Raw genomic sequence first — 19,161 nt, 5'->3', positions numbered from 1 at the left:
TTACCCGGTCGGCCGGGGCCCGGTCAGCCCGCCGTACGGACCCCCTGTACCGCCAGGCGATACACCGGCAACATGTCGGAATGGTCGGTGAACACGCTCTCGTTGGTCACGAACAGCAGGGCTTGCCCGTTCGCCGAAACGGCCGCTCCCCAGCCGCGGTTCTCCTCGTCAAGCGAGTTTTGGCTGACCCAGGTCGCCTCCACACCGGTGAGGTCATCGACGGTCAGGTCCCGGAACTGCGCCTCGGTGGCCTGCTCGAGCGACGTGTCGGCGAGGAAGGCGTCCAGGGCCGCCCGGGGCGGGACACCCTGCTCGGTGGTCCAGACCCGGAGGAAGCCGCCACCTGGGCCGCGGCCCACCTCGCACCGTACGGTGGCGCCGCCGCGCAACGTCATTCTCGCCGCCATCCCGGCGGCCAACTCCGGATCCTCGGCGGTCGTCGGGTCCAACTCGACGGTCTCGGCCTGCCAGCCCTCGGCGACCGGGAAGGTAACCGGCAGCGGGCACGGCCCGTCCGCGCCACCGGCGGCACCGTCGGCATCGGCCGGGATGATCTCGTCGTACCAGGGCTCGCCGACGGCGGTGTTTTCGGCCGACGAGCCGGGGTCGGCCGACGAGCCGGGGTCGGCCGACGAGCCGGGGTCGGCCGGCTCCTCCTCCGCGCCGCAGCCGGCCGGAACCAGGAGGGCGAGAACGGCCAGCGTGACTGGTAGACGATGACGCAGCACAGTACACATCCCTGGGATCGAATTGGACCGACACGGTAACCCGCCGGCCACTCACCGGGATATATATACCGCAGCCCCCGGACACCGCGGTCGGCGGTGCCCGGGGGCTATCCGATATCCGCTAGAGCGGGATGTTGCCGTGTGCGCCGCGACCGGCCGGTGCCGCCGCGAGAGCCTCAGCGATCTGTCGGCGGGTCTCGGCGGGCTTGATGACGTTGTCGACCACACCGATCTCCAACGCCCGGTTCACGCCACCCGCGACCCGGATCTGCTCCTCGATCAGCTCGGCGCGCAGCGTCTCACGCTCCTCCGGCGGCGTGGCGGCCAGCTTCTTGCGGTGCAGGATGTTCACCGCCGCGCTGGCACCCATCACCGCGACCTCCGCGTTCGGCCAGGCGAAGACCGCGGTCGCGCCGAGGGAACGGGAGTTCATCGCGATGTACGCGCCGCCGTACGCCTTGCGGGTCACCAGCGTCACCCGCGGCACGACCGCCTCGGCGAAGGCGTGCAGCAGCTTCGCCCCGCGTCGGACCACGCCGTCCCACTCCTGGCCCAGCCCGGGCAGGTAGCCGGGGACGTCAACGAGCACGATCAGCGGTACGCCGAGCGAGTCGCACATCCGTACGAAGCGGGCCGCCTTCTCGGCGCTGGAGGCGTCGAGGCAGCCGCCGAGCCGCAGCGGGTTGTTGGCGATCACGCCGACCGTCCGGCCGGCGAACCGCCCCAGGGTGGTGACGATGTTCGGGGCCCACTTGGCGTGCAGCTCGACACCGGGCGCGTCGAGCAGCGCCTTGACCACCGGCTTGACGTCGTACGCCCGGTTGGTCTCGGCCGGCATCTTCGCGGCCAGGTCGTGCCCGTCCTCGGCGGTGGCCGGCACATCGTCTGGGCAGAGTCGGCCCTGGTGGCCGAGGAGGGCCGCGAGCCGGCGCGACTGTGCCAGTGCCTCCTCGTCGTCCCGGCACGTCACGTGGACGACGCCGGAGCGCCGGCCGTGCGGTTCGGGGCCACCGAGCCGGGCCATGTCGACCTGCTCGCCGGTGACGCTGCGGACGACCTCCGGGCCGGTCACGAAGATCCGGCCGGCACCGCTCATCACCACGATGTCGGTGAGCGCCGGCCCGTAGGCGGCGCCCCCCGCGGCGGGACCGAGCACGACGGAGATCTGTGGTACCCGGCCGGAGGCGCGGACCATGGCGGCGAAGACCTGACCGACCGCGTCGAGCGCGACCACGCCCTCGGCGAGTCGGGCTCCACCGGAGTGCCAGAGCCCGAGTACGGGCACCCGCTCCCGGACGGCGGTGTCAATCGCGTCAACGATGTGGCGGCAGCCGTCAAGGCCCATCGCGCCGCCCATCTTCGTGGCGTCGGTGGCGTACGCGATGGCCGGTGTGCCCTCGATCTCGCCGCGGGCACAGAGCACACCGGAGCTGTCGGGTGGGGCGAGTAGGCGGAGCGTGCCCGCGTCGAACAGGGACCGGAGCCGCAGCTCCGGATCCCGATAGTCCACGGTAGAGGTTTCGGGGCCGGCAACAGTGGTGGTCACGTGAGCCTCCAAGGCTGTGGTCTCAGGCCCGCGTGAAGACGAGAGCCACGTTGTGCCCGCCGAAGCCGAAGGAGTTGTTCAGCGCAGCGGGGATCTCCAGGTGGCGCGCCTTGTTGGCGGCCACATCCAGGTCGAGACCGTCGTCCGGGTCATCCAGGTTGATCGTGGGCGGTACCACACCATCCCGGATCGCCAGGATCGTCGCGATCGACTCCAGCGCACCGGCCGCGCCGAGCAGGTGTCCGGACATCGACTTCGTCGCCGTCAGGACGGGGTGGTCGCCCAGCGCCTGGTGCAGTGCCTTGATTTCGGCCAGGTCGCCCACCGGGGTCGAGGTGGCGTGGGCATTGACGTGCACGATGTCGCCCCGAGCGATGTCCGCGTCGGCGAGCGCCTTCGTGATGGCCCGGATCGCGCCGGCGCCCTCCGGGTGCGGCTGAACGATGTCGTAACCGTCGGAGGTCATTCCGGCGCCAGCGAGCCGGGCGTACACGTGGGCACCGCGGGCTGCGGCGTGGTCGGCGCGTTCCAGCACCAGCACTCCGGCGCCTTCGCCGAGTACGAAGCCGTCGCGGGCCTTGTCCCAGGGGCGAGAGGCCTTCTCCGGCTCGTCGTTGCGGGTGGACATCGCCCGCATCGAGGAGAAGCCGGCGATCGGCAGCGGGTGGATGACCGCCTCGGTGCCGCCGGCCACCACCACATCGGCGCGCCCGGCACGGATCATGTCCATGCCGAGGGTGATCGCCTCCGCGCCGGTGGCGCAGGCGCTGGCCACCGAGTGCACACCCGCGCGGGCCTGCAGCTCCAGCCCGATCCAGGCGGCGGGGCCATTCGGCATCAGCATCGGAATGGTGTGCGGGGAGACCCGCCGCGGGCCGGAGGCCTCGAGGATGTCGTCCTGGTTGAGCAGGGTCAGTGCGCCGCCGATGCCCGAGCCGACGCTGACGCCGAGCCGCTCCGGGTCCAGCCCGGAGTCGGCGAGGCCGGCATCAGCCCAAGCCTGGTTCGCGGCGATGATCGCGATCGCCTCGGAGCGGTCCAGTCGGCGTAACTTGATCCGGTCCAGCAGCTCAGCCGGGTCGACCGCGAGTTGGGCTGCGATCCGGACCGGTAGCCGTTCGGCCCAGTCCGGGGTGAGCGCGCTCACCCCGGACTGGCCATTGAGCATGGCGTCCCAGGTTGACGCGACGTCCCCGCCCAGCGGGGTGGTCGCGCCGAGACCGGTGACGACGACGTCAGGGTGGGTCATGATCAGGACTGCGCCTCGATGTAGCTGACAGCGTCCCCGACCGTCTTCAGGTTCTGCACCTCGTTGTCCGGGATCTTGACGCCGAACTTCTCCTCGGCGGCCACCACGACCTCCACCATCGACAGCGAGTCGACATCCAGGTCGTCGGTGAAGGATTTCCCCTCGGCCACGTCGTCCGGGGTCACCCCGGCAACCTCTTCGAGGATCTCGGCGAGGCCGGTGGTGATCTCGTCACGGGTCATTGTTGTTGGTTCCTCTCATCGGGGGGTTGCTTCGCCGCGGTGGCGAAGGGCGGTGTGCCGAGGCGCACCGGGTTTCAGGGGCAGCGGATGACCTGACCGGCGTAGGTCAGGCCACCGCCGAAGCCGAACAGCAGCACCGGTGCACCGGAGGGCACCTCGCGCCGTTCCACCAGCTTCGACAGGGCCAGGGGAATGCTCGCCGCCGAGGTGTTGCCGGATTCGACCAGGTCCTTGGCGACGATCGCCTGAGGGATGTCGAGGCGCTTGACGATGCCGTCGATGATGCGGGTGTTGGCCTGGTGCGGCACGAACGCCGCCAGCTCGGACGGGGCGACCCCGGCCCGCTCACACGCCTGGAGTGCGAGCGGTGCCAGCGCGGTGGTGGCCCAGCGGAAGACGGTCTGTCCCTCCTGCCGCACGTACGGGCGCCACCCCTCGATCCGGACCGCGTCGCCGCGCTCCGGCACCGAACCCCACACCACCGGGCCGATGCCGGTCGGCTCATCCGTCCCGGTGGCGGCGACCACCGCGGCCCCCGCCCCGTCGCCGAAGATGATGCAGGTCGAACGGTCCGTCCAGTCGGTGAAGTCGGAGAGCTTCTCCGCGCCGATGACGATGGCGTTCCGCGCTGCGCCGGCCCGGACAGCGTGGTCGACCGTGCCGAGGGCGTACGCGAAGCCGGAGCAGGCGGTGTTGAGGTCGAACGCGGCGGGGGCGGTGATGCCGAGCCGGGCCGCGACCCGGGAGGCGACGTTCGGGCTGCGGTCGACCGAGGTGCAGGTGGCCACCACGACGAGGTCGATGTCGGCGGTGGTCAGGCCGGAGCCGGCCAGCGCCTTGCCAGCGGCGGCGACGGCCATGTCGGTGACCGTATCGCCGTCGGCGACTCGGCGGCTGACGATGCCGACCCGGTCGCGGATCCACTCGTCGCTGGTCTCCACCAGCTGGGCGATCTCGTGGTTGGTCACCACCCGGGACGGCTGGTAGTGGCCGAGCGCAACGATCCGGCTGCCCGTCATCAAGGCTGTCCTTCCCTATACGGCCATGGGTACCGCGATGTCATGTGTGGCCACCGATCCGGGCCAGCGGCTGGCCCGGCGCCACCGGATCGTCGTGGTGGGCGAGCCATTCGGTGAGCAGGCCGCTGTCGTGGGCGGGGACCTCGACCGGGCCCTGCCGGGTGGCGATGTGGCCAATGACCTGACCGGCGCGCAGGTCAACGCCTTCGGCCAGCTCGTCAGCGGGGACGAAGGTGCCGGCGGCGGGGGAGACCACGACCCGGAACTGGATGATCGGCTCGTGGCCAGCGGGGCCGCTGTGCCGGGCGATCAGGTCTCGCGCGGCGGGCAGGTCGTCCGGGGTGTTGAGGGTGACGATCTCCGGGGCGGCCTCGCCTTTCAGCTCCCGCTTGACCAGGCCGGCGAGGGTGCCGGCCGGGGGTAGTTCAATCACCCCGGTCACACCGAGGTCGGCGAGGGTGCGTAGGCACAGGTCCCAACGGACCGGGGCGGTGACCTGGCGGATCAGCCGCTGCACCATCTCCCGGCCATGGTTCACCGCGGCGCCGTCGAGGTTTGACAGCAGGATATGAGTCGGATCGGTGGGGGTGACGCCGGCAGCCACGGCGGCGAGGGCGGCCTCGGCCGGGGCCATGTACGGCGTGTGGAAGGCGCCGGCCACCTGTAGCTGGCGGACCCGGGCGCGGGCGGGGGGCTCAGCGGCGAGCTTCTCCAGCCCACCAAGGGAGCCGGCGGCCACGACCTGGCCGGCGCCGTTGCGGTTGGCCGGGTGTAGCCCGTGCTTCTCGACGGCGGCGAGCACCTCGTCGGGGTCGCCGCCGAGCAGCGCGGCCATCCCGGTCGGTTCCAGCGCGCAGGCCGCTGCCATCTCGCGCCCCCGGACGGCGGCCAGCGTGACCGCGGCCTCCGGGGTGAGCACTCCGGCGAGCGAGGTCGCGCCCAGCTCGCCGACGCTGTGGCCGGCGGTGAGCGTGACATCGTGCATCGGCAGCTGCTCGGCGGCGAGTAGCGCCGCCGCGACGAGCAGGGGCTGGGTGCGGGCGGTGTCCTTGATCTCGTCAGCGTCCGCGGCCGTGCCGAGGTGCACCAGGTCGACCCCGGCGAGCGCGGACCACCAGCGCAACCGCGCCTCGGCGCCGGGAAGGTCGAGCCAAGGGGTCAGGAAGCCGGGTTTCTGTGAACCCTGGCCGGGGGAGAGTACGGCGAGCACGGGTACGACTCTCCCGGATCCGCGCGGGTAGCGCTGTGCGGTCTTGCACCAAACCGCACTAGAACCTTTGGAGGAACCCTACAAAGATCCACCGGCCCGGTCAGTTTATCGTCCTGCTCTATTGGCAACTGGGTTTTTTGTCCGATTCGGTGTTCGGGTGCCTACCGGGTCGAGTCGACCGACGGTGAGCGCCATCTGGAGCGCGTACGCGTCCCGGGCCGCGAGGGGGGACAGCCCGGTCACCTCCGCCACCCGCCGCAGCCGGTACCGCACGGTGTTCGGGTGTACGAACAGCGCCCGGGCCGCGCTCTCCAGGGTGCCCGTGGCGGTGAAGAAGGCGTCCAGCGTCTCCAGTAGCTCCCCACCGGAGCGGGCCAGCGGGGCGTACACGTCGTGTCGCAGCCGGCGGCGGGCCTCGGCATCTCCGGCGAGCGCCCGCTCCGGTAGCAGGTCGGCGGCGGGTACCGGCCGGGGTGCGGCCGGCCAGGCCGGGGCGGCCCGGAATCCGGCGAGGGCGGCCCGGGCCGAGTCGGTGGCCTCGTCCAGGCTCGGCACGGCCGGGCCCACGACGACCGGGCCGGCACCGAAGGCGTCGAGCAGCTTGCCGGTGGCGGCCATCGGATCGGCCACCCCGCCGAGCACGATGACCAGGCGGTCGCCGTGCACGCCGCCGATCACCTCGGCACCGATGCGCCGGGCCAGCCGGTAGACGGTGTGCAGTACGGCGGAGACCTCCCCGCCTGGGGAGCGGCCCACCGCCACCGCCACCGGGGGCGCGTCCGCCCAGCCCAGCGCCGCCGCCCGGCTGGCCAACACGTCTGGTGAGTCGCCACGAAGAAGCGCGTCAACCAGGAGGGCCTGGAGTCGGGCGTCCCAGGAACCACGGGACTCGGCGGCCCGCGCGTACACCCGGGCGGCGGCGAACGCGATCTCCCGGGAGTAGCGCAGCACCACATCCCGTAACTGCTGCTCCTCCCCGGGGGCGGCGAGGGTCGGGACCCGTTCTTCCACCACGTCGATGGTCACCTTGATCAGGGCTACCGTCTGTTGGAGGCTGATGGAGCGGGCCAGGGCCTGCGGTGCGGTCGCGAAGACCTCGTCGGAAACCTCCTGGGTGCTGTCCGCGGTGCCGCCGCCGGCGCGCAGCCACTGCACCAGGGAGCGGGCGCCGGCCTGCGCCACCAACATGACCCAGGAGCGTTGGTCGGCCGGGAGCTCGCGGAACCAGGGCAGGGTCTCGTCCATCCGCGCCACACTGGCGGTGGCGAGTGCTCCCGCCGCCCGCTCGATCCGGCGCAGCGTGGCCGCCAGTTCGGTTCCCGGCTCGTTCACCGCCCTAGCCTGACACGTCGTTATCTGCGGTGTGGTATCTGGCCGGTTCGTCCGAGATCGGTGATTCGCGGCGATTCCGGAGGTGGCCTGGTACGCGCGCCGCACCGCCCGTCGGTCCCGGCCAGTACGGTGACAGGGGCACGCCGGGGCAGCGCCGGTGGGCGACGGCGAGGGTGAGGAGACCTGGATGGCGCACGGGGAGGCCGAGCGCGGCTGCGCCCAGGACGGGCACTGCCGGCCGGGCCACCACGAGTTGCCGGCAACCAAGCAGCACCGGTGGCTTGCCGGCAGCGTTCCGGGCGAGACGCCGAGCGGGCCCTTGCCGGAGCGCGCTGAGGAGGATTCAGCGGTGCCGCGCCAACGGTCCGCCGAGTCGGCCGGGGCGCCGTCGAGCCCGGTTCGGGGTTGTCTCAGCGGCCTGCCCGGCTGGGCGGGCGCGCACCGGCACGGCCCGGTTCGACCCCGAACGCGGGTGGGGCGACCCGGCCGACCGCCCAGCCGCTGGTGTTGACCCGGCGGCGGGGAAGCGGTCGCTGACGGATGGCGCCGCGGCCGACCGGCGCGGCTCCGGCTGGCGGTGTCAGTGGATCGACCGGAGGCGTCAGCGGGTCCGGCGGCGGATCAGCAGTGCGATCCCGGCCAGCCCGACGGTGATCGTCAGCACGACGGCTATGTTGACCAAGAGCAGCCGGGGCAACCCGCTGAATGCCTCGTCGAGGTTTCCAGCCGGGTCGAGCGCATCTTCCGGAATCATCCGTTCGCTGCCGCCGGCCCCACCGCCAACCAGGTCCACCTGCCGTTCCAACGGCACACCAGCTGTCCGCAGCGTCTCCGACATGGTGAATCGGCCGAAGAACCAGCCGGCGGTGGACTGCTTGGAGTCCGGCTGCTTGGCCGGTCGATAGATACGGGGCCCGCCGGCGGCCTTCGGGTACAGGTCGTAGGTCCGCTGGGGTTTGTCCCCAGTGAGCACGACGACAGTGTATTTAGGACCCAGGTCGACCTTGTCCGGTTTGCTGCTCTGGCCAGCGTCGCCAAGGAAGTTAACCTGGTCGATGACGGCCGCCACCTGGGCCGGGTGGGTGTCGGCGCGGAGGTGTAGCGGCTCGGCCATTCCGGCACCGGTGATATCCACCCCCGCTGGCGGCGGCTTCGATGTCGCCGACGCGGGTGCGGCGATGCCGAGTGAGAGCACTCCCGCTGTGAGACCACCAGCCATGATGGCGACCAATCGCCGTACCCTACGGACCATCGCTGCCTCCTCGCCCCCGTTCGATGGATGGCATCGCTGCGGGCTTAGTGCACGCGGATCGCCGTGGACGCCGGATGCTGGGCCGGACGCCTCCACCTCATTAGACTCCGTTCCGCGACAGCTGGTTGCACCTCCTGGTGAAGAGATTTCAGCTATCTGTGATCTTCAACCCAGGAGTCGCCGATCGCGGCCGGTCGACCCGCGCATTTTACCTAGCGCGCCGGACAACCGGACGGCAGGGTGCTTTTTCGCTCAGGGGAGGCGGAGCCGGGCGGCCCGTAGCCGGGTCAGGGTGCGCTCGCGGCCCAGGACCTCGAGCGACTCGAAGAGGGGGAGGCCGACCCGGCGGCCGGTCACCGCGACCCGGACGGGTGCCTGGGCTTTGCCCAGCTTCAAGCCGTGCGCTGCGCCGACTGCCTCCAGTGTCGACCTGGTCGAATCCGCGTCCCATGAAGGCACCTCGGTGAAGGCGGCGATCACCGCGTCGAGCAGGTCGCCGGCACCGTCCTTCATCGCCTTGGCCCACGCTCCCTCGTCGATCAGCGGCGTGTCGAGGAAGAGGAAATCCACGTTGGGCACGATCTCGCTGAGTACCGCGATCCGGGTCTGCGCCAGCGGTGCCACCGCCTCGAGTGCCTTGGCGTCGAACTCGTCCGGCTGCCACGGCGGAGGTGCGATCGTCGCGGTCCCGGTCAACCATGGCTGGCACGCCGCGATGAAGTCGGCGACCGGCAGCGCCCGGATGTACTCGCCGTTGAACGCGCGCAGCTTCTTCTCGTCGAAGAAGGCCGGGGAGGGGTTCACCTCATCCAGTCGGAACTCCTCCTCGATGGCCGGCCAGGGCACGATCTCGCGGTCGCCGGCCGGGGCCCAGCCGAGCAACATCAGGTAGTTGCGCATCGCGTCGGCCAGATAGCCCTCGTCGCGGTACGCCTCCAGGGCCACCTTGTCCCGGCGCTTGGACAGCTTCTGCCGCTTCTCGTTGACGACGACCGGGACGTGCGCCCACACCGGCGGCTTCACGCCGAGTGCGTCCCAGAGCAGCTGCTGCTTCGGCGTGTTGGGTAGGTGCTCTTCGGCCCGGATGACGTGGGTGATCCCCATCGTCATGTCGTCAACCACGTTCGCGAGCAGGAAGACCGGTGAACCGTCGCTCCGGGCGATCACGAAGTCCTCGATCAGCCGGTTGTCGAAGGTGGGCTCACCCCGGATCAGGTCGACCACCACGGTCGTACCCTCGTCCGGGGTCCGGAAGCGGAGGGCGCGGCCGGCACCCGGACCCAGCTCTCGATCCCGACAGAAGCCGTCGTAGCCGGTGTGTGGGGAGCCGGTACGGGCCTGTACCGCCTCCCGCGTGCAGTCGCAGTAGTACGCCCGCCCGCCCTCGTGGAGCCGGCTCGCGGCGGCGCGGTGCTCGGTCGCGTACGAGGACTGGAAGTAGGGCCCTTCGTAACTGCCGCGTGCGATGCCGATCCACTCCAGCGCGGCCAGGATGCCCTCGGTCCACTCGGGCTTGTTGCGGGCCGCGTCCGTGTCCTCGACCCGGAGTACGAACACCCCGCCCTGCTGCTTGGCGAAGATCCAGTTCTGCAGAGCCGAACGGGCACCGCCGACGTGGAACATTCCGGTCGGGGAGGGGGCGAAGCGCACACGTACCGTCACGCCCCCAGCCTACGGCTGGCCGGGTCGGTGTCGGGAAGGGCCCCTTGCCGTCGACGGAGGCCATACCCATAGTGCCCGGACGGAGGCAAGGGTTTTCGGCGTGTCTTTTACCTACCTGTCCGTTTAAGTCCGAAATAACGCATAGAGTGCCGATATCGTGGGTTGTCCGCACTGGAGGAAGACGGAAAATGATCCTCGTGGAACGCAGCTCGCACGTAACCGCGCCGATCGAAGCGGTCTGGGGTGTCGTGCAGCGGGCTGAACAGCTACCGGCCTGGCTGGCCGGGGTCCGGGCGGCGGAAGTGCTCTCCGGGGAGGGCTTCGGCCGGCGGCAGCGGGTCCAGGCGGGGCGCGGCGCGGCCCATGAGGCCGAGGTGATCGCCTACCAGGAGCCGACCCTGATCGGCTGGCGGGAACGCGCCAAGGGCGCCGGTGCCCGAGCGGAGGCGCGCACCGAGATCTACGTCCAGCTCACCGTGGACGAGGCGGAGGGCGGGACGGTCGTGCGGCTGATCGTCGTACGCTGGCCGGCTGGTCCGGTCAAGGCCGCCCTGCTCCGGCTCGGTCTGCGTCGGGTCGGCGCCGACCTGGAGGACTCGCTCGCCCGGCTGACCGACCTGGCCGCCGTCGGCTGACCGGGGCTCGTCCTGGCGTCAACCCGTTCCGGCGGTGGCTGGGGTCCTAGCCAGGGATCCGGGCCACCGCCGCTGGGTAGCTCCCCACTCCCGGATCCGGCGCGGTCCGCATCCGCACGCGGTCAGAATCCACCCTGCGGTCAGTAACCGCACCAGAGGATGTGGACGGAACACCCCGAGAGACGACACCGGCCCGGCGGGGAACACTCCACGCCGGGCCAGCCGTGACCGTCGGTCAGCTGTCGCCGCCGGTCTCACCGACCGGGGCGGCCCCGATGTCGTCGATGGCGTACTTCTTGGCCGCCTCGGCGGGGACCCCCGCCGGGACCGCGCCGCGGAGCGCGAGCTGCCGTAACGTCGCGACCACGATCGACTCCGCGTCCACGTGGAAGTACCGACGCAGCGCGTGCCGGGTGTCCGACATGCCGAACCCGCAGGTGCCGAGCGAGGTGTAGTCGCCGGGCACCCAGCGGGCAATCAGATCCGGCACCGCGCGCATCCAGTCGCTGACCGCGACCTTCGGTCCGTCGGCGTCGGCCAGCTTGGCCGTCACGTACGGGACCTGCTGCTGCTCCGTCGGGTTGAGCAGGTTGTGCTCCTCCGCCTGGACCGCGTCGCGGCGCAGCTCGGTCCAGGAGGTCACGGACCAGACGCTGGCGGCCACCCCCCAGTCCCGGGCGAGCAGGTCCTGCGCCTTGAGCGCCCACTGCATGCCGGTGCCGGAGGCGAGCAGCTGTGCCGACGGGCCGTCCACCTGGGGCGCCGGCGCGTACCGGTAGATGCCCTTCAGGATGCCCTCGACGTCGACCTCCGCCGGCTCCGCCGGCTGCACGATCGGCTCGTTGTAGATCGTCAGGTAGTAGAAGATGTTCTCCTGCGCCTCGCCGTACATGCGGTGCAGGCCGTTCTCCACGATGTGCGCGATCTCGAAGGCGAACGCCGGGTCGTAGGCGACCACCGCCGGGTTGGTGGCGGCGATCAACAGCGAGTGACCGTCCTCGTGCTGGAGGCCCTCGCCGTTGAGCGTGGTCCGGCCGGCGGTAGCGCCGAGCAGGAAGCCGCGGGCCATCTGGTCGGCGGCCGCCCAGAGCCCGTCCGCGGTCCGCTGGAACCCGAACATCGAGTAGAAGATGTACACCGGGATCATCGGCTCGTTGTGCGTGGCGTACGCGGAGCCGGCCGCGGTGAAGGAGGCGACCGAGCCGACCTCGTTGATGCCCTCGTGCAGGATCTGCCCGCTGGTCGCCTCCTTGTACGACAGGAACAGCTCCCGGTCAACCGAGGTGTAGCGCTGGCCGTGCGGCGAGTAGATCTTCCGCGTCGGGAAGAGCGAGTCCATCCCGAAGGTGCGGGCCTCGTCCGGGATGATCGGTACCCAGCGTCGGCCGAACTCCTTGTCCTTCATCAGGTCCTTGAGCAGCCGGACGAAGGCCATCGTGGTGGCCACCTTCTGCTTGCCGGAACCACGCTTCACGTCGGCGAAGCTCTTGGGGTCGGGGATGGTGAGCCGCTTCGTGCCGGACCGTCGGGAGGGCAGGTAGCCGCCGAGCTGCCGGCGCCGCTCGTGCAGGTACTCGATCTCGTCGGACTTCGCCTCCGGCCGGTAGTACGGCGGCAGGTAGGGGTTCTCCTCCAACGCCTTGTCCGGGATGTCCAGGTAGAGCCGGTCGCGGAAGGTCTTCAGGTCCTCCAGCGTCAGCTTCTTCATCTGGTGGGTGGCGTTGCGCCCCTCGAAGTGCGAGCCGAGCGTCCAACCCTTGATGGTCTTGGCCAGAATCACCGTCGGCTGCCCGGTGTGCTCCACCGCGGCCTTGTACGCCGCGTAGAGCTTCCGGTAGTCGTGGCCGCCCCGCTTCAGGTTCCAGATCTCGTCGTCGCTGAGGTGCTCGACCATCTTGCGGGTCCGCGGGTCGCGGCCGAAGAAGTGCTCCCGGATGTACGCCCCGGACTCCGCCTTGTAGGTCTGGTAGTCACCGTCCGGCGTGGTGTTCATCAGGTTGACCAGCGCGCCGTCGGTGTCCCGGGCGAGCAGTGGGTCCCACTCGCGGCCCCAGACGACCTTGATGACGTTCCAGCCGGCGCCCCGGAAGAACGCCTCCAGCTCCTGCATCACCTTGCCGTTACCGCGGACCGGTCCGTCCAGGCGTTGCAGGTTGCAGTTGATGACGAAGGTGAGGTTGTCCAGCTCCTCCCGAGCGGCGGTCCCGATCGCGCCCAGCGTCTCCGGCTCGTCCATCTCGCCGTCGCCGAGGAACGCCCACACGTTCTGGTCAGAAGTGTCCTTGATGCCGCGGTGGTGCAGGTAACGGTTGAACCGGGCCTGGTAGATGGCGTTGACGCCGCCGAGGCCCATCGAGACGGTGGGGAACTCCCAGAAGCTCGGCATCAACCGGGGGTGCGGGTACGACGGCAGCCCGCCGCCGGGGTGCGACAGCTCCTGGCGGAACCCGTCGAGCTGGTGCTCGCTGAGCCGTCCCTCGAGGAACGCCCGCGCGTACATGCCGGGGGAGGCGTGCCCCTGGTAGAAGAGGTGGTCGCCGCCCCCCGGATGGTCCTTACCCCGGAAGAAGTGGTTGAAGCCGACCTCGTAGAGCGAGGCCGAGCTGGCGAACGTCGAGATGTGCCCACCGACGCCGATCTCCGGCCGCTGGGCCCGGTGCACCAACACCGCCGCGTTCCATCGGATGTAGGCCCGGATCCGCCGCTCGACGTGTTCGTCACCGGGGAACCAGGGCTCCTGCTCCGGGGCGATGGTGTTGATGTAGTCCGTGGTCGTCAGGGATGGCACCCCGACCTGACGCTCGCGGGCTCGTTCCAGCAGGCGCAGCATGACGTAGCGGGCGCGCTTCGTCCCGCGCTCGTCGATGACACCGTCGAGCGACTCGACCCATTCGCCGGTCTCGTCGGGGTCGATATCCGGAAGCTGGCTCGGCAGACCGGCACTGATCACCGGGCGCTTGCGTTCCGTGGCCACAGGCGTTCCCTCGGTTGGATTTTGGTCAGGTTATAGCGCCATCCTGCCTTCTCGAGGCGCTCCCCGTCACTTCACCCGCAGGAGACGCGACGCTCGACACAGGTACTCGTCGGTAACTTCATCTGGGGTGGCCCGACGATGTGTCGGTGTCACGGGTCGGCCAGGACCGGCCGCGGGGCAGAATTCACATATGCGTACCGAAGTGATAGCCGTGCAGACAGGCGCACGCCTCACCGTCCGGAACATCACCGACGAGGCGGACCGGTTCGTTGCCGGACAGGGGGACGGCCTGCTGCACGTCTTCGTGCCCCACACCACCGCCGGGCTCGCGCTCATCGAATTCGGCGCCGGGTCCGACGATGACCTACGTCAGGTGATCAACGACCTACTGCCCGCCGACGATCGGTGGCGACACCGGCACGGGGCCCCCGGGCATGGGCGGGACCATCTGCTACCCGCTTTCCTGTCGCCGGATGCCACGCTGCCGGTGTGTGCCGGGCGGCTCATGCTCGGCACCTGGCAGTCGCTGTGCCTGGTTGACCCGAACGGGGACAACCCAACCCGCCAGGTCCGGTTCTCGTTCCTGCCCGGCTGACCGGTTCTCGTTCCTGCCCGGCTGACCGGCCCGACGAACCGGCTGACGGCCCGACGAGCAGCACCCTTCTCGGGGCGGTGCGGGTTCCGACACCGGGTGCCGCCGTTTCGGGAACCGGCCACCGCAACTGGTGTGGCGGGTAGGGTGCCGGTCATGGCGCATCGCACCGTCGAGCGGGTCGGCTCCCCCGCCGGCAACCGGTCTGAGCTGGCCGGGGACGCCATCCGTCGGATCATGCAGATCGCCTCGACCATCCGGCAGGACCAGGAAACCGACATCACCCGGCTGGGGCTCACCCCCGCCGTGGCCCGCGCCCTGTACGAACTCGACCCGGACCGGCCGCTGCCGGCCCGCGACCTCGCCGAGCAGTTGCGCTGTGACCGGTCCAACGTCACCGCCCTGGTAGACCGGTTGGAGCAGGCGGGCCTGGTCGAGCGCCGGATCGACCCGGCCGATCGGCGGCAGAAGACACTCGTGGTGACCGCAACCGGGCGGCTGGTACGAGTGCGGGTCCACCAGGCGATGTCCGAGTCCCGGCTCCTCGCCGGTCTCAGCGATGAGGAAATCAGCGCCCTGCGGGTACTGGTGACCAAAATGTCCGAGTGCGGCTGTCCGCAGGCCGGCGCGGCGGAGTAGACCGGGCGCCCTCGCCGTCGCGGAGAGGCATCGTGGCCTTGGTCGATGCCGGATACGTCGGAGTGGTGCGGCGTGTTGCGGCAGTTGACCCGTTCGTACCGTAAGGCCCGTTGGCCCGTCAGGTTCTGGTCACCGACGATGCCACCACCCAGGGTGCCCGCACACTCCCGGCAGGGTAAATTCCGTTCCACCCGGTGTGCCACTTGCGCGCCGAGCCGCAACTGTGTGGACTTGGCTCACGGCGTCAACCGACGCCGTGAGCTGGATGAAAGAGGAGGCACGCGACAGTGAGCGCGACCGCTGGTCAGGCCGCCGACGGGGTACGCAGCCTGGCGGACCGGTTCGGAATCGAGCCGGGGATGGTCGTCATGGAGATGGGGTACGACGACGACGTCGACCAGGATCTCCGAGACGCACTGACCGACCGCTGTGGGGAACTGGTTGACGAAGACACCGACGAGGTGGTCGACGCGGTACTGGTGTGGTACCGGGACGGCGACGGTGACCTTTTCGAGCTGCTCGTTGATGCCCTCGGCCCGCTGGCGGACAGCGGAATCGTGTGGCTACTGACGCCGAAGGCCGGACGTGAGGGGCACGTGGAGCCCAGCGAGATCGCTGAGTCCGCGCCGACCGCCGGTCTGCAGCAGACCTCCACGATCAACGCCGGCCGGGACTGGAGTGGCGCCCGATTGGTGCTGCGCCGTGGGTCGAAGAGTAAGAAGTAAACGACTCCACACCGCTAAGCGCCCGCCGTATGGCAGGCTTTCGTGACGTTGACCCGATCCGCAAGGAGTTCCGTATGCCCATCGAGGTAGGCGCACAGGCGCCGGACTTCGTGCTCAAGGACCAGAACAACCAGGAGGTTCGGCTCGCCGACTTCCGTGCCAAGCGCAGTGTGCTCCTGGTCTTCTACCCACTCGCCTTCACCGGTGTCTGCCAGGGTGAACTGTGCGAGGTACGGGACAACCTGAACCAGTACGTCAACGACGACGTTCAGGTGCTCACCGTCAGCGTTGACTCGGTGTACGCCCACAAAATCTGGGCGGACCAGGAGGGCTACCAGTTCCCGCTGCTCGCCGACTTCTGGCCGCATGGCGCGGTCGCTCAGGCATACGGGGTCTTCAACGACGTTGCTGGCATCGCCAACCGGGGCACTTTCATCATCGACAAGGCGGGTGTGGTCCGCTTCGCCGAGATGAACGCGCCGGGTGAGGCCCGGGACCAGCAAAGCTGGCATAAGGCGCTGGCTGAGGTTGCGGCCGCCTGACACCTGGTCGACCGTCGGGGCGGTGCCGGTGGCGGCAGGGTAAGCTTGCCAGCCTCCGGCCCGTCTCACCGGCGCCCGGGGCGCGTAGCTCAGTGGGAGAGCACTCGCCTTACAAGCGAGGGGTCGCAGGTTCGAAACCTGCCGCGCCCACCCCGTACCACCAGCACCGACTAACCACACTCGTCTTGCGCCCGTCCGGCGGGCGGGAGGTCGCCCGGGCCACGGATCAGGTAGATCGCGACCAGCAGTAGGTAGGCCAGCAGGCTGAGGATCGGGTTGATGAAGACGATGGCAAAGGCGATCAGGTAGAGCAGCGGGCGGATGAGGTATCGGCGGGAGACCGACGCCGCCAGTTGGGGATCGAGATCCGGGTTGAGTAGTCCCCGCCAGCGTGCCCACCACCAGGCCAGGTTGAAAAACAGCGCTTCGCCGAGCACCGCGCCGACGTAGATCGCGGCCGACAACTGCTGGTCCACATCGCTGCCGCGAAGGTGGTCCGAGAGCTGGTTGGCCGTGAACGGGATGGCCGCCACGAACATCAGCATCAGCAGGTTCAGCACCAACAGCATCTGGTCGACCCGGACCACGTATCGCCAACTGTTGTGGTGGGACAGCCAGATCTGGCCGACGATGGCGAAGGTGATGACGTAGGCGAGGAAGGCCCGCCACTCCTGTTGGAGCCGCGACACCAGGTCGGTGTCGGCCGCTCCCTCCGGGTTGAACTGGAGCAGTTCCACCGCCATCAGCGTCAGCGCGACGGCGATCACGGCGTCGCTGAATGCCTCCACCCGGGCGGTGTCCCGGGACATCTCGCTGTCTCGCCGATACCGGTGTCTCGGCCCTCCACCCGCCTGCGTCACGTCATCCCTGCCCCCGCCAGATCCGCACACCTGATGGTCACCCGACGGGGGTGGTGTGCGTGGCGAAACCACTCTCAGTCGGCCGGAGCGGACTACTTCCGAGGGCGACCGGGCGCGGGTGTCGGTCGATGGGTGCCGCGCACGCCATGACGAGTGCCGTCGCGGCGTCGACGACTGGGCTGGCGCGGACGGCTCACCAACGGGGAGGTTGCTCCGGAGAAGTGGCGGCAGGAAGCACTTCGTCGAGTCTTCGGAAACGTAAGCCGCGTGCTGTGAGAGCCGGCAGCGCGCGTTCGACGCCAGCGGCTGTCTCCGACCCAGGGCGGTTGAAGTGTGCCAGCAGGATGCCTCCGGGGCGGAGCCGCAGGAACTGCTGGTAGACCTGGTTGGCGCTTGCGGTGGCGCCGGAGTCGCCGTTGACGCTGAACATCACGATCCACTCGCCCATCGCCCGGGACACCTGGGTGGCCACGTTGTCGGCGTGGGCTGTTCCAGGGCGGAAGAACTTCGGTTGGAGGCCGTAGTTGGTGGCCATCCACGTGTGCATTCCGGCGATCTCGTCGTACACCTCGGCAACGTTTTTCGTGCCGGCAATTCCGTACGCAGAGCGACCGGAAACTGACAATGGGCGATGGTTGGTGCCGTGATTGCCGATTTCGAACAGAGGGTCAGCGACGAGGCTTTCGAATTCCGGTCGATGAGTGGTTGCCCAGCGCTGGTTGACGAACAGCGTGGCCGGTATGCGGTGCTTCCGCAGCGTGCTGATCAGCCGTTCGTCGTAACCGCTGCTGTCGCTGCATGCGTCGAACGTCAGGCAGGCGGAGTCGCGGGTCAGTGCGGCGTCGGTCGGAAACGTCGACCAGGAATCCTCCGGGTGTAGCCCCCAGTAGCGCGGCGTCCGGGCGCCGTACCGGCTGATGAGCTCTGGCCGGGGTGGTAGCGCGCCGGTGGCGCCAGCCGTTGGTGATGGTGGCGCGGGGCTGGCGCCGATCTCGACGGGTTCTGTCCAGGCACTATCGATTCCCTGGGGAGTGCGGTCGGTCCATCGGGGGGCTAGTTTCGCCCCGGCGAGAACGGCTAGCCCGCCAAGCGTTCCGACGCCGGTCAGCGTCATCATCTTTCTGCGACTGAATAATTGTTTCGGTCGTTCCCGACCGCTGACTTCCTCCGGCCCGCCTGTCATTTACGGATCATACCCGTCAACGTGAGTTATGTTCGAATTTTGCCCGAGGTTCGAGGGCTCCTGCGCGGTCCTGGCGGCACCGCACCTGGTTGTCGGCGGGCGTACCGGGTCGGGTGGCAGCGGGTCGAGCGGGGCTTCGGGCGGCGTGATCGGAATATGTAGATCGCGTGACGTGATCCGCCGAGGGAGCGAAGGGCTGTCCTCCGGATGTCAACGTAATGTTGACAGGTGACCTCAGTGATCGCACGCCTGGCCGAAGTCAGGAACGCCCGAGTCCACCTTGATGAGCGGGAGTTGGAACTCATCGACCGCGCCCGCCACGCGGGTGTCACCTGGGCCGAGGTGGCCACCGCGTTGGGTTTGCGCAGCCGACAGGCCGCGGAGCAGCGCCGCCAACGTCTCGCGGTGGCTCAACGGTCCCGGCGGCACGCGCTCGATCGTCGCTACTCCGCCCGGATCGCGGCGTTGCGGGCGGCCGTGGTTGACCTTCAGCGGTGGATCGACGTGGACCGGGGCTGGGATGCCCGGTTCCCGGCGGCGGCGCTGGTGCGCGGGACGGCAGCGCAGGCGGTGGATTCGGCGCCGGGGGCGTTGTACGCCCTGGCCCGGCATCTCGTTGCTGACCTGGCGGAGGTGGGGGCTGGCCGGCTGCCGCTACCAGTTCGAGCGGTTGCCAGGAGGATCGAGGCCGCGATGTCAACAGATGATTGACGCCTTCCTCTGGTCTTGCTTGGACCCAGCTCAAGGATTGAGGATCTGAGTCACCGGAGC

The 19,161-nt window shown here is 69.7% G+C and carries 19 protein-coding genes and 1 tRNA gene; 8 read left to right on the top strand and 12 right to left on the bottom strand.

Annotated features, from left to right (window positions below):
• Positions 1 to 23: 23 nt before the first annotated feature.
• From T398_RS20235 to T398_RS20205, 7 genes are all read right to left on the bottom strand, one after another.
• Complete coding sequence (locus tag T398_RS20235) at positions 24 to 737, bottom strand: lipoprotein (RefSeq protein ID WP_496449084.1); 714 nt, start codon at positions 735 to 737, stop codon at positions 24 to 26.
• Between the two features lie 112 nt (positions 738 to 849).
• The gene (locus tag T398_RS20230; protein ID WP_496449082.1) at positions 850 to 2,274 is read right to left on the bottom strand and encodes an acyl-CoA carboxylase subunit beta; all 1,425 of its coding nucleotides are present in this window, start codon (positions 2,272 to 2,274) and stop codon (positions 850 to 852) included.
• Positions 2,275 to 2,296: 22 nt separating this feature from the next.
• Positions 2,297 to 3,523 (bottom strand): beta-ketoacyl-ACP synthase II, encoded by a 1,227-nt coding sequence (gene fabF, locus T398_RS20225; RefSeq protein WP_496449080.1) that lies wholly within the window; start codon positions 3,521 to 3,523, stop codon positions 2,297 to 2,299.
• Between the two features lie 2 nt (positions 3,524 to 3,525).
• Entirely contained in the window at positions 3,526 to 3,765 is a 240-nt protein-coding gene (locus tag T398_RS20220) for an acyl carrier protein (RefSeq protein WP_012183711.1), read from the bottom strand.
• Positions 3,766 to 3,839: 74 nt separating this feature from the next.
• Positions 3,840 to 4,784 carry a beta-ketoacyl-ACP synthase III gene (locus T398_RS20215; protein WP_496449079.1) on the bottom strand — a complete coding sequence of 315 codons (945 nt, stop codon included), beginning with the start codon at positions 4,782 to 4,784 and terminating at the stop codon, positions 3,840 to 3,842.
• Between the two features lie 40 nt (positions 4,785 to 4,824).
• A complete protein-coding gene (locus tag T398_RS20210; RefSeq protein WP_496449077.1) occupies positions 4,825 to 5,994 on the bottom strand; it encodes an acyltransferase domain-containing protein in 1,170 nt (389 codons plus the stop codon).
• Positions 5,995 to 6,099: 105 nt separating this feature from the next.
• The gene (locus T398_RS20205; RefSeq protein ID WP_496449075.1) at positions 6,100 to 7,431 is read right to left on the bottom strand and encodes a PucR family transcriptional regulator; all 1,332 of its coding nucleotides are present in this window, start codon (positions 7,429 to 7,431) and stop codon (positions 6,100 to 6,102) included.
• Positions 7,432 to 7,513: 82 nt separating this feature from the next.
• On the opposite strand from T398_RS20205, the gene T398_RS20200 reads away from it, so the two are divergent.
• Positions 7,514 to 7,837 carry a hypothetical protein gene (locus tag T398_RS20200; RefSeq protein WP_496449073.1) on the top strand — a complete coding sequence of 108 codons (324 nt, stop codon included), beginning with the start codon at positions 7,514 to 7,516 and terminating at the stop codon, positions 7,835 to 7,837.
• Between the two features lie 90 nt (positions 7,838 to 7,927).
• Here T398_RS20200 and T398_RS20195 read toward each other — a convergent pair whose 3' ends face one another.
• Positions 7,928 to 8,578 (bottom strand): hypothetical protein, encoded by a 651-nt coding sequence (locus T398_RS20195; protein ID WP_496449071.1) that lies wholly within the window; start codon positions 8,576 to 8,578, stop codon positions 7,928 to 7,930.
• 252 nt (positions 8,579 to 8,830) lie between these two features.
• Positions 8,831 to 10,228, bottom strand: a complete 1,398-nt coding sequence (gene gltX, locus T398_RS20190; RefSeq protein ID WP_496449137.1) for a glutamate--tRNA ligase — start codon at positions 10,226 to 10,228, stop codon at positions 8,831 to 8,833.
• 200 nt (positions 10,229 to 10,428) lie between these two features.
• Here gltX and T398_RS20185 point away from each other — a divergent pair, with 200 nt between their 5' ends.
• On the top strand, positions 10,429 to 10,875 hold the full coding sequence (locus T398_RS20185; protein WP_496449069.1) for an SRPBCC family protein: 447 nt from the start codon (positions 10,429 to 10,431) through the stop codon (positions 10,873 to 10,875).
• 235 nt (positions 10,876 to 11,110) lie between these two features.
• Here the strand turns inward: T398_RS20185 and aceE are convergent, their stop codons facing one another.
• Complete coding sequence (aceE, locus tag T398_RS20180) at positions 11,111 to 13,849, bottom strand: pyruvate dehydrogenase (acetyl-transferring), homodimeric type (protein ID WP_496449067.1); 2,739 nt, start codon at positions 13,847 to 13,849, stop codon at positions 11,111 to 11,113.
• Between the two features lie 190 nt (positions 13,850 to 14,039).
• Between aceE and T398_RS20175 the strand changes: the two genes are divergently transcribed.
• The 5 genes from T398_RS20175 to T398_RS20155 all read left to right on the top strand — a co-directional run bounded on the left by T398_RS20175 (position 14,040) and on the right by T398_RS20155 (position 16,497).
• Positions 14,040 to 14,444, top strand: a complete 405-nt coding sequence (locus T398_RS20175; protein ID WP_496449065.1) for a YjbQ family protein — start codon at positions 14,040 to 14,042, stop codon at positions 14,442 to 14,444.
• A gap of 153 nt (positions 14,445 to 14,597) precedes the next feature.
• Positions 14,598 to 15,080, top strand: a complete 483-nt coding sequence (locus T398_RS20170; protein WP_496449063.1) for a MarR family winged helix-turn-helix transcriptional regulator — start codon at positions 14,598 to 14,600, stop codon at positions 15,078 to 15,080.
• A 287-nt stretch (positions 15,081 to 15,367) separates the two neighbouring features.
• Positions 15,368 to 15,805: a DUF3052 domain-containing protein gene (locus T398_RS20165; protein WP_018216517.1), complete on the top strand. Its 438-nt coding sequence runs from the start codon at positions 15,368 to 15,370 to the stop codon at positions 15,803 to 15,805.
• A 74-nt stretch (positions 15,806 to 15,879) separates the two neighbouring features.
• Positions 15,880 to 16,347, top strand: a complete 468-nt coding sequence (locus T398_RS20160; RefSeq protein ID WP_496449061.1) for a peroxiredoxin — start codon at positions 15,880 to 15,882, stop codon at positions 16,345 to 16,347.
• A 78-nt stretch (positions 16,348 to 16,425) separates the two neighbouring features.
• A tRNA-Val gene (locus T398_RS20155) sits at positions 16,426 to 16,497 on the top strand.
• 20 nt (positions 16,498 to 16,517) lie between these two features.
• Here the strand turns inward: T398_RS20155 and T398_RS20150 are convergent.
• Together T398_RS20150 and T398_RS20145 are read right to left on the bottom strand one after the other, a co-directional pair.
• A complete protein-coding gene (locus T398_RS20150) occupies positions 16,518 to 17,156 on the bottom strand; it encodes a TMEM175 family protein (protein WP_496449059.1) in 639 nt (212 codons plus the stop codon).
• Positions 17,157 to 17,400: 244 nt separating this feature from the next.
• Positions 17,401 to 18,321, bottom strand: a complete 921-nt coding sequence (locus T398_RS20145) for a polysaccharide deacetylase family protein (RefSeq protein ID WP_496449136.1) — start codon at positions 18,319 to 18,321, stop codon at positions 17,401 to 17,403.
• 297 nt (positions 18,322 to 18,618) lie between these two features.
• Between T398_RS20145 and T398_RS20140 the strand changes: the two genes are divergently transcribed.
• The gene (locus T398_RS20140) at positions 18,619 to 19,101 is read left to right on the top strand and encodes a hypothetical protein (RefSeq protein WP_496449057.1); all 483 of its coding nucleotides are present in this window, start codon (positions 18,619 to 18,621) and stop codon (positions 19,099 to 19,101) included.
• The last annotated feature ends 60 nt before the right edge of the window (positions 19,102 to 19,161 follow it).

It is taken from the genome of Salinispora goodfellowii, from assembly GCF_059570675.1.
Note: the sequence above shows the minus strand (reverse complement) of the source record. Positions and strands in the feature narration are given on the sequence as shown.

Excerpts from the sequence above, each read along its gene's own strand:
- T398_RS20195 (WP_496449071.1), bottom strand. The coding sequence starts at position 8,578 with ATGGTCCGTAGGGTACGGCGATTGGTCGCCATCATGGCTGGTGGTCTC.
- T398_RS20160 (WP_496449061.1), top strand. The coding sequence starts at position 15,880 with ATGCCCATCGAGGTAGGCGCACAGGCGCCGGACTTCGTGCTCAAGGAC.
- T398_RS20235 (WP_496449084.1), bottom strand. The coding sequence starts at position 737 with ATGTGTACTGTGCTGCGTCATCGTCTACCAGTCACGCTGGCCGTTCTC.
- fabF (WP_496449080.1), bottom strand. The coding sequence starts at position 3,523 with ATGACCCACCCTGACGTCGTCGTCACCGGTCTCGGCGCGACCACCCCG.
- T398_RS20220 (WP_012183711.1), bottom strand. The coding sequence starts at position 3,765 with ATGACCCGTGACGAGATCACCACCGGCCTCGCCGAGATCCTCGAAGAG.
- T398_RS20145 (WP_496449136.1), bottom strand. The coding sequence starts at position 18,321 with ATGACGCTGACCGGCGTCGGAACGCTTGGCGGGCTAGCCGTTCTCGCC.
- T398_RS20175 (WP_496449065.1), top strand. The coding sequence starts at position 14,040 with ATGCGTACCGAAGTGATAGCCGTGCAGACAGGCGCACGCCTCACCGTC.
- T398_RS20185 (WP_496449069.1), top strand. The coding sequence starts at position 10,429 with ATGATCCTCGTGGAACGCAGCTCGCACGTAACCGCGCCGATCGAAGCG.
- T398_RS20150 (WP_496449059.1), bottom strand. The coding sequence starts at position 17,156 with ATGTCCCGGGACACCGCCCGGGTGGAGGCATTCAGCGACGCCGTGATC.
- T398_RS20215 (WP_496449079.1), bottom strand. The coding sequence starts at position 4,784 with ATGACGGGCAGCCGGATCGTTGCGCTCGGCCACTACCAGCCGTCCCGG.
- T398_RS20200 (WP_496449073.1), top strand. The coding sequence starts at position 7,514 with ATGGCGCACGGGGAGGCCGAGCGCGGCTGCGCCCAGGACGGGCACTGC.
- T398_RS20170 (WP_496449063.1), top strand. The coding sequence starts at position 14,598 with ATGGCGCATCGCACCGTCGAGCGGGTCGGCTCCCCCGCCGGCAACCGG.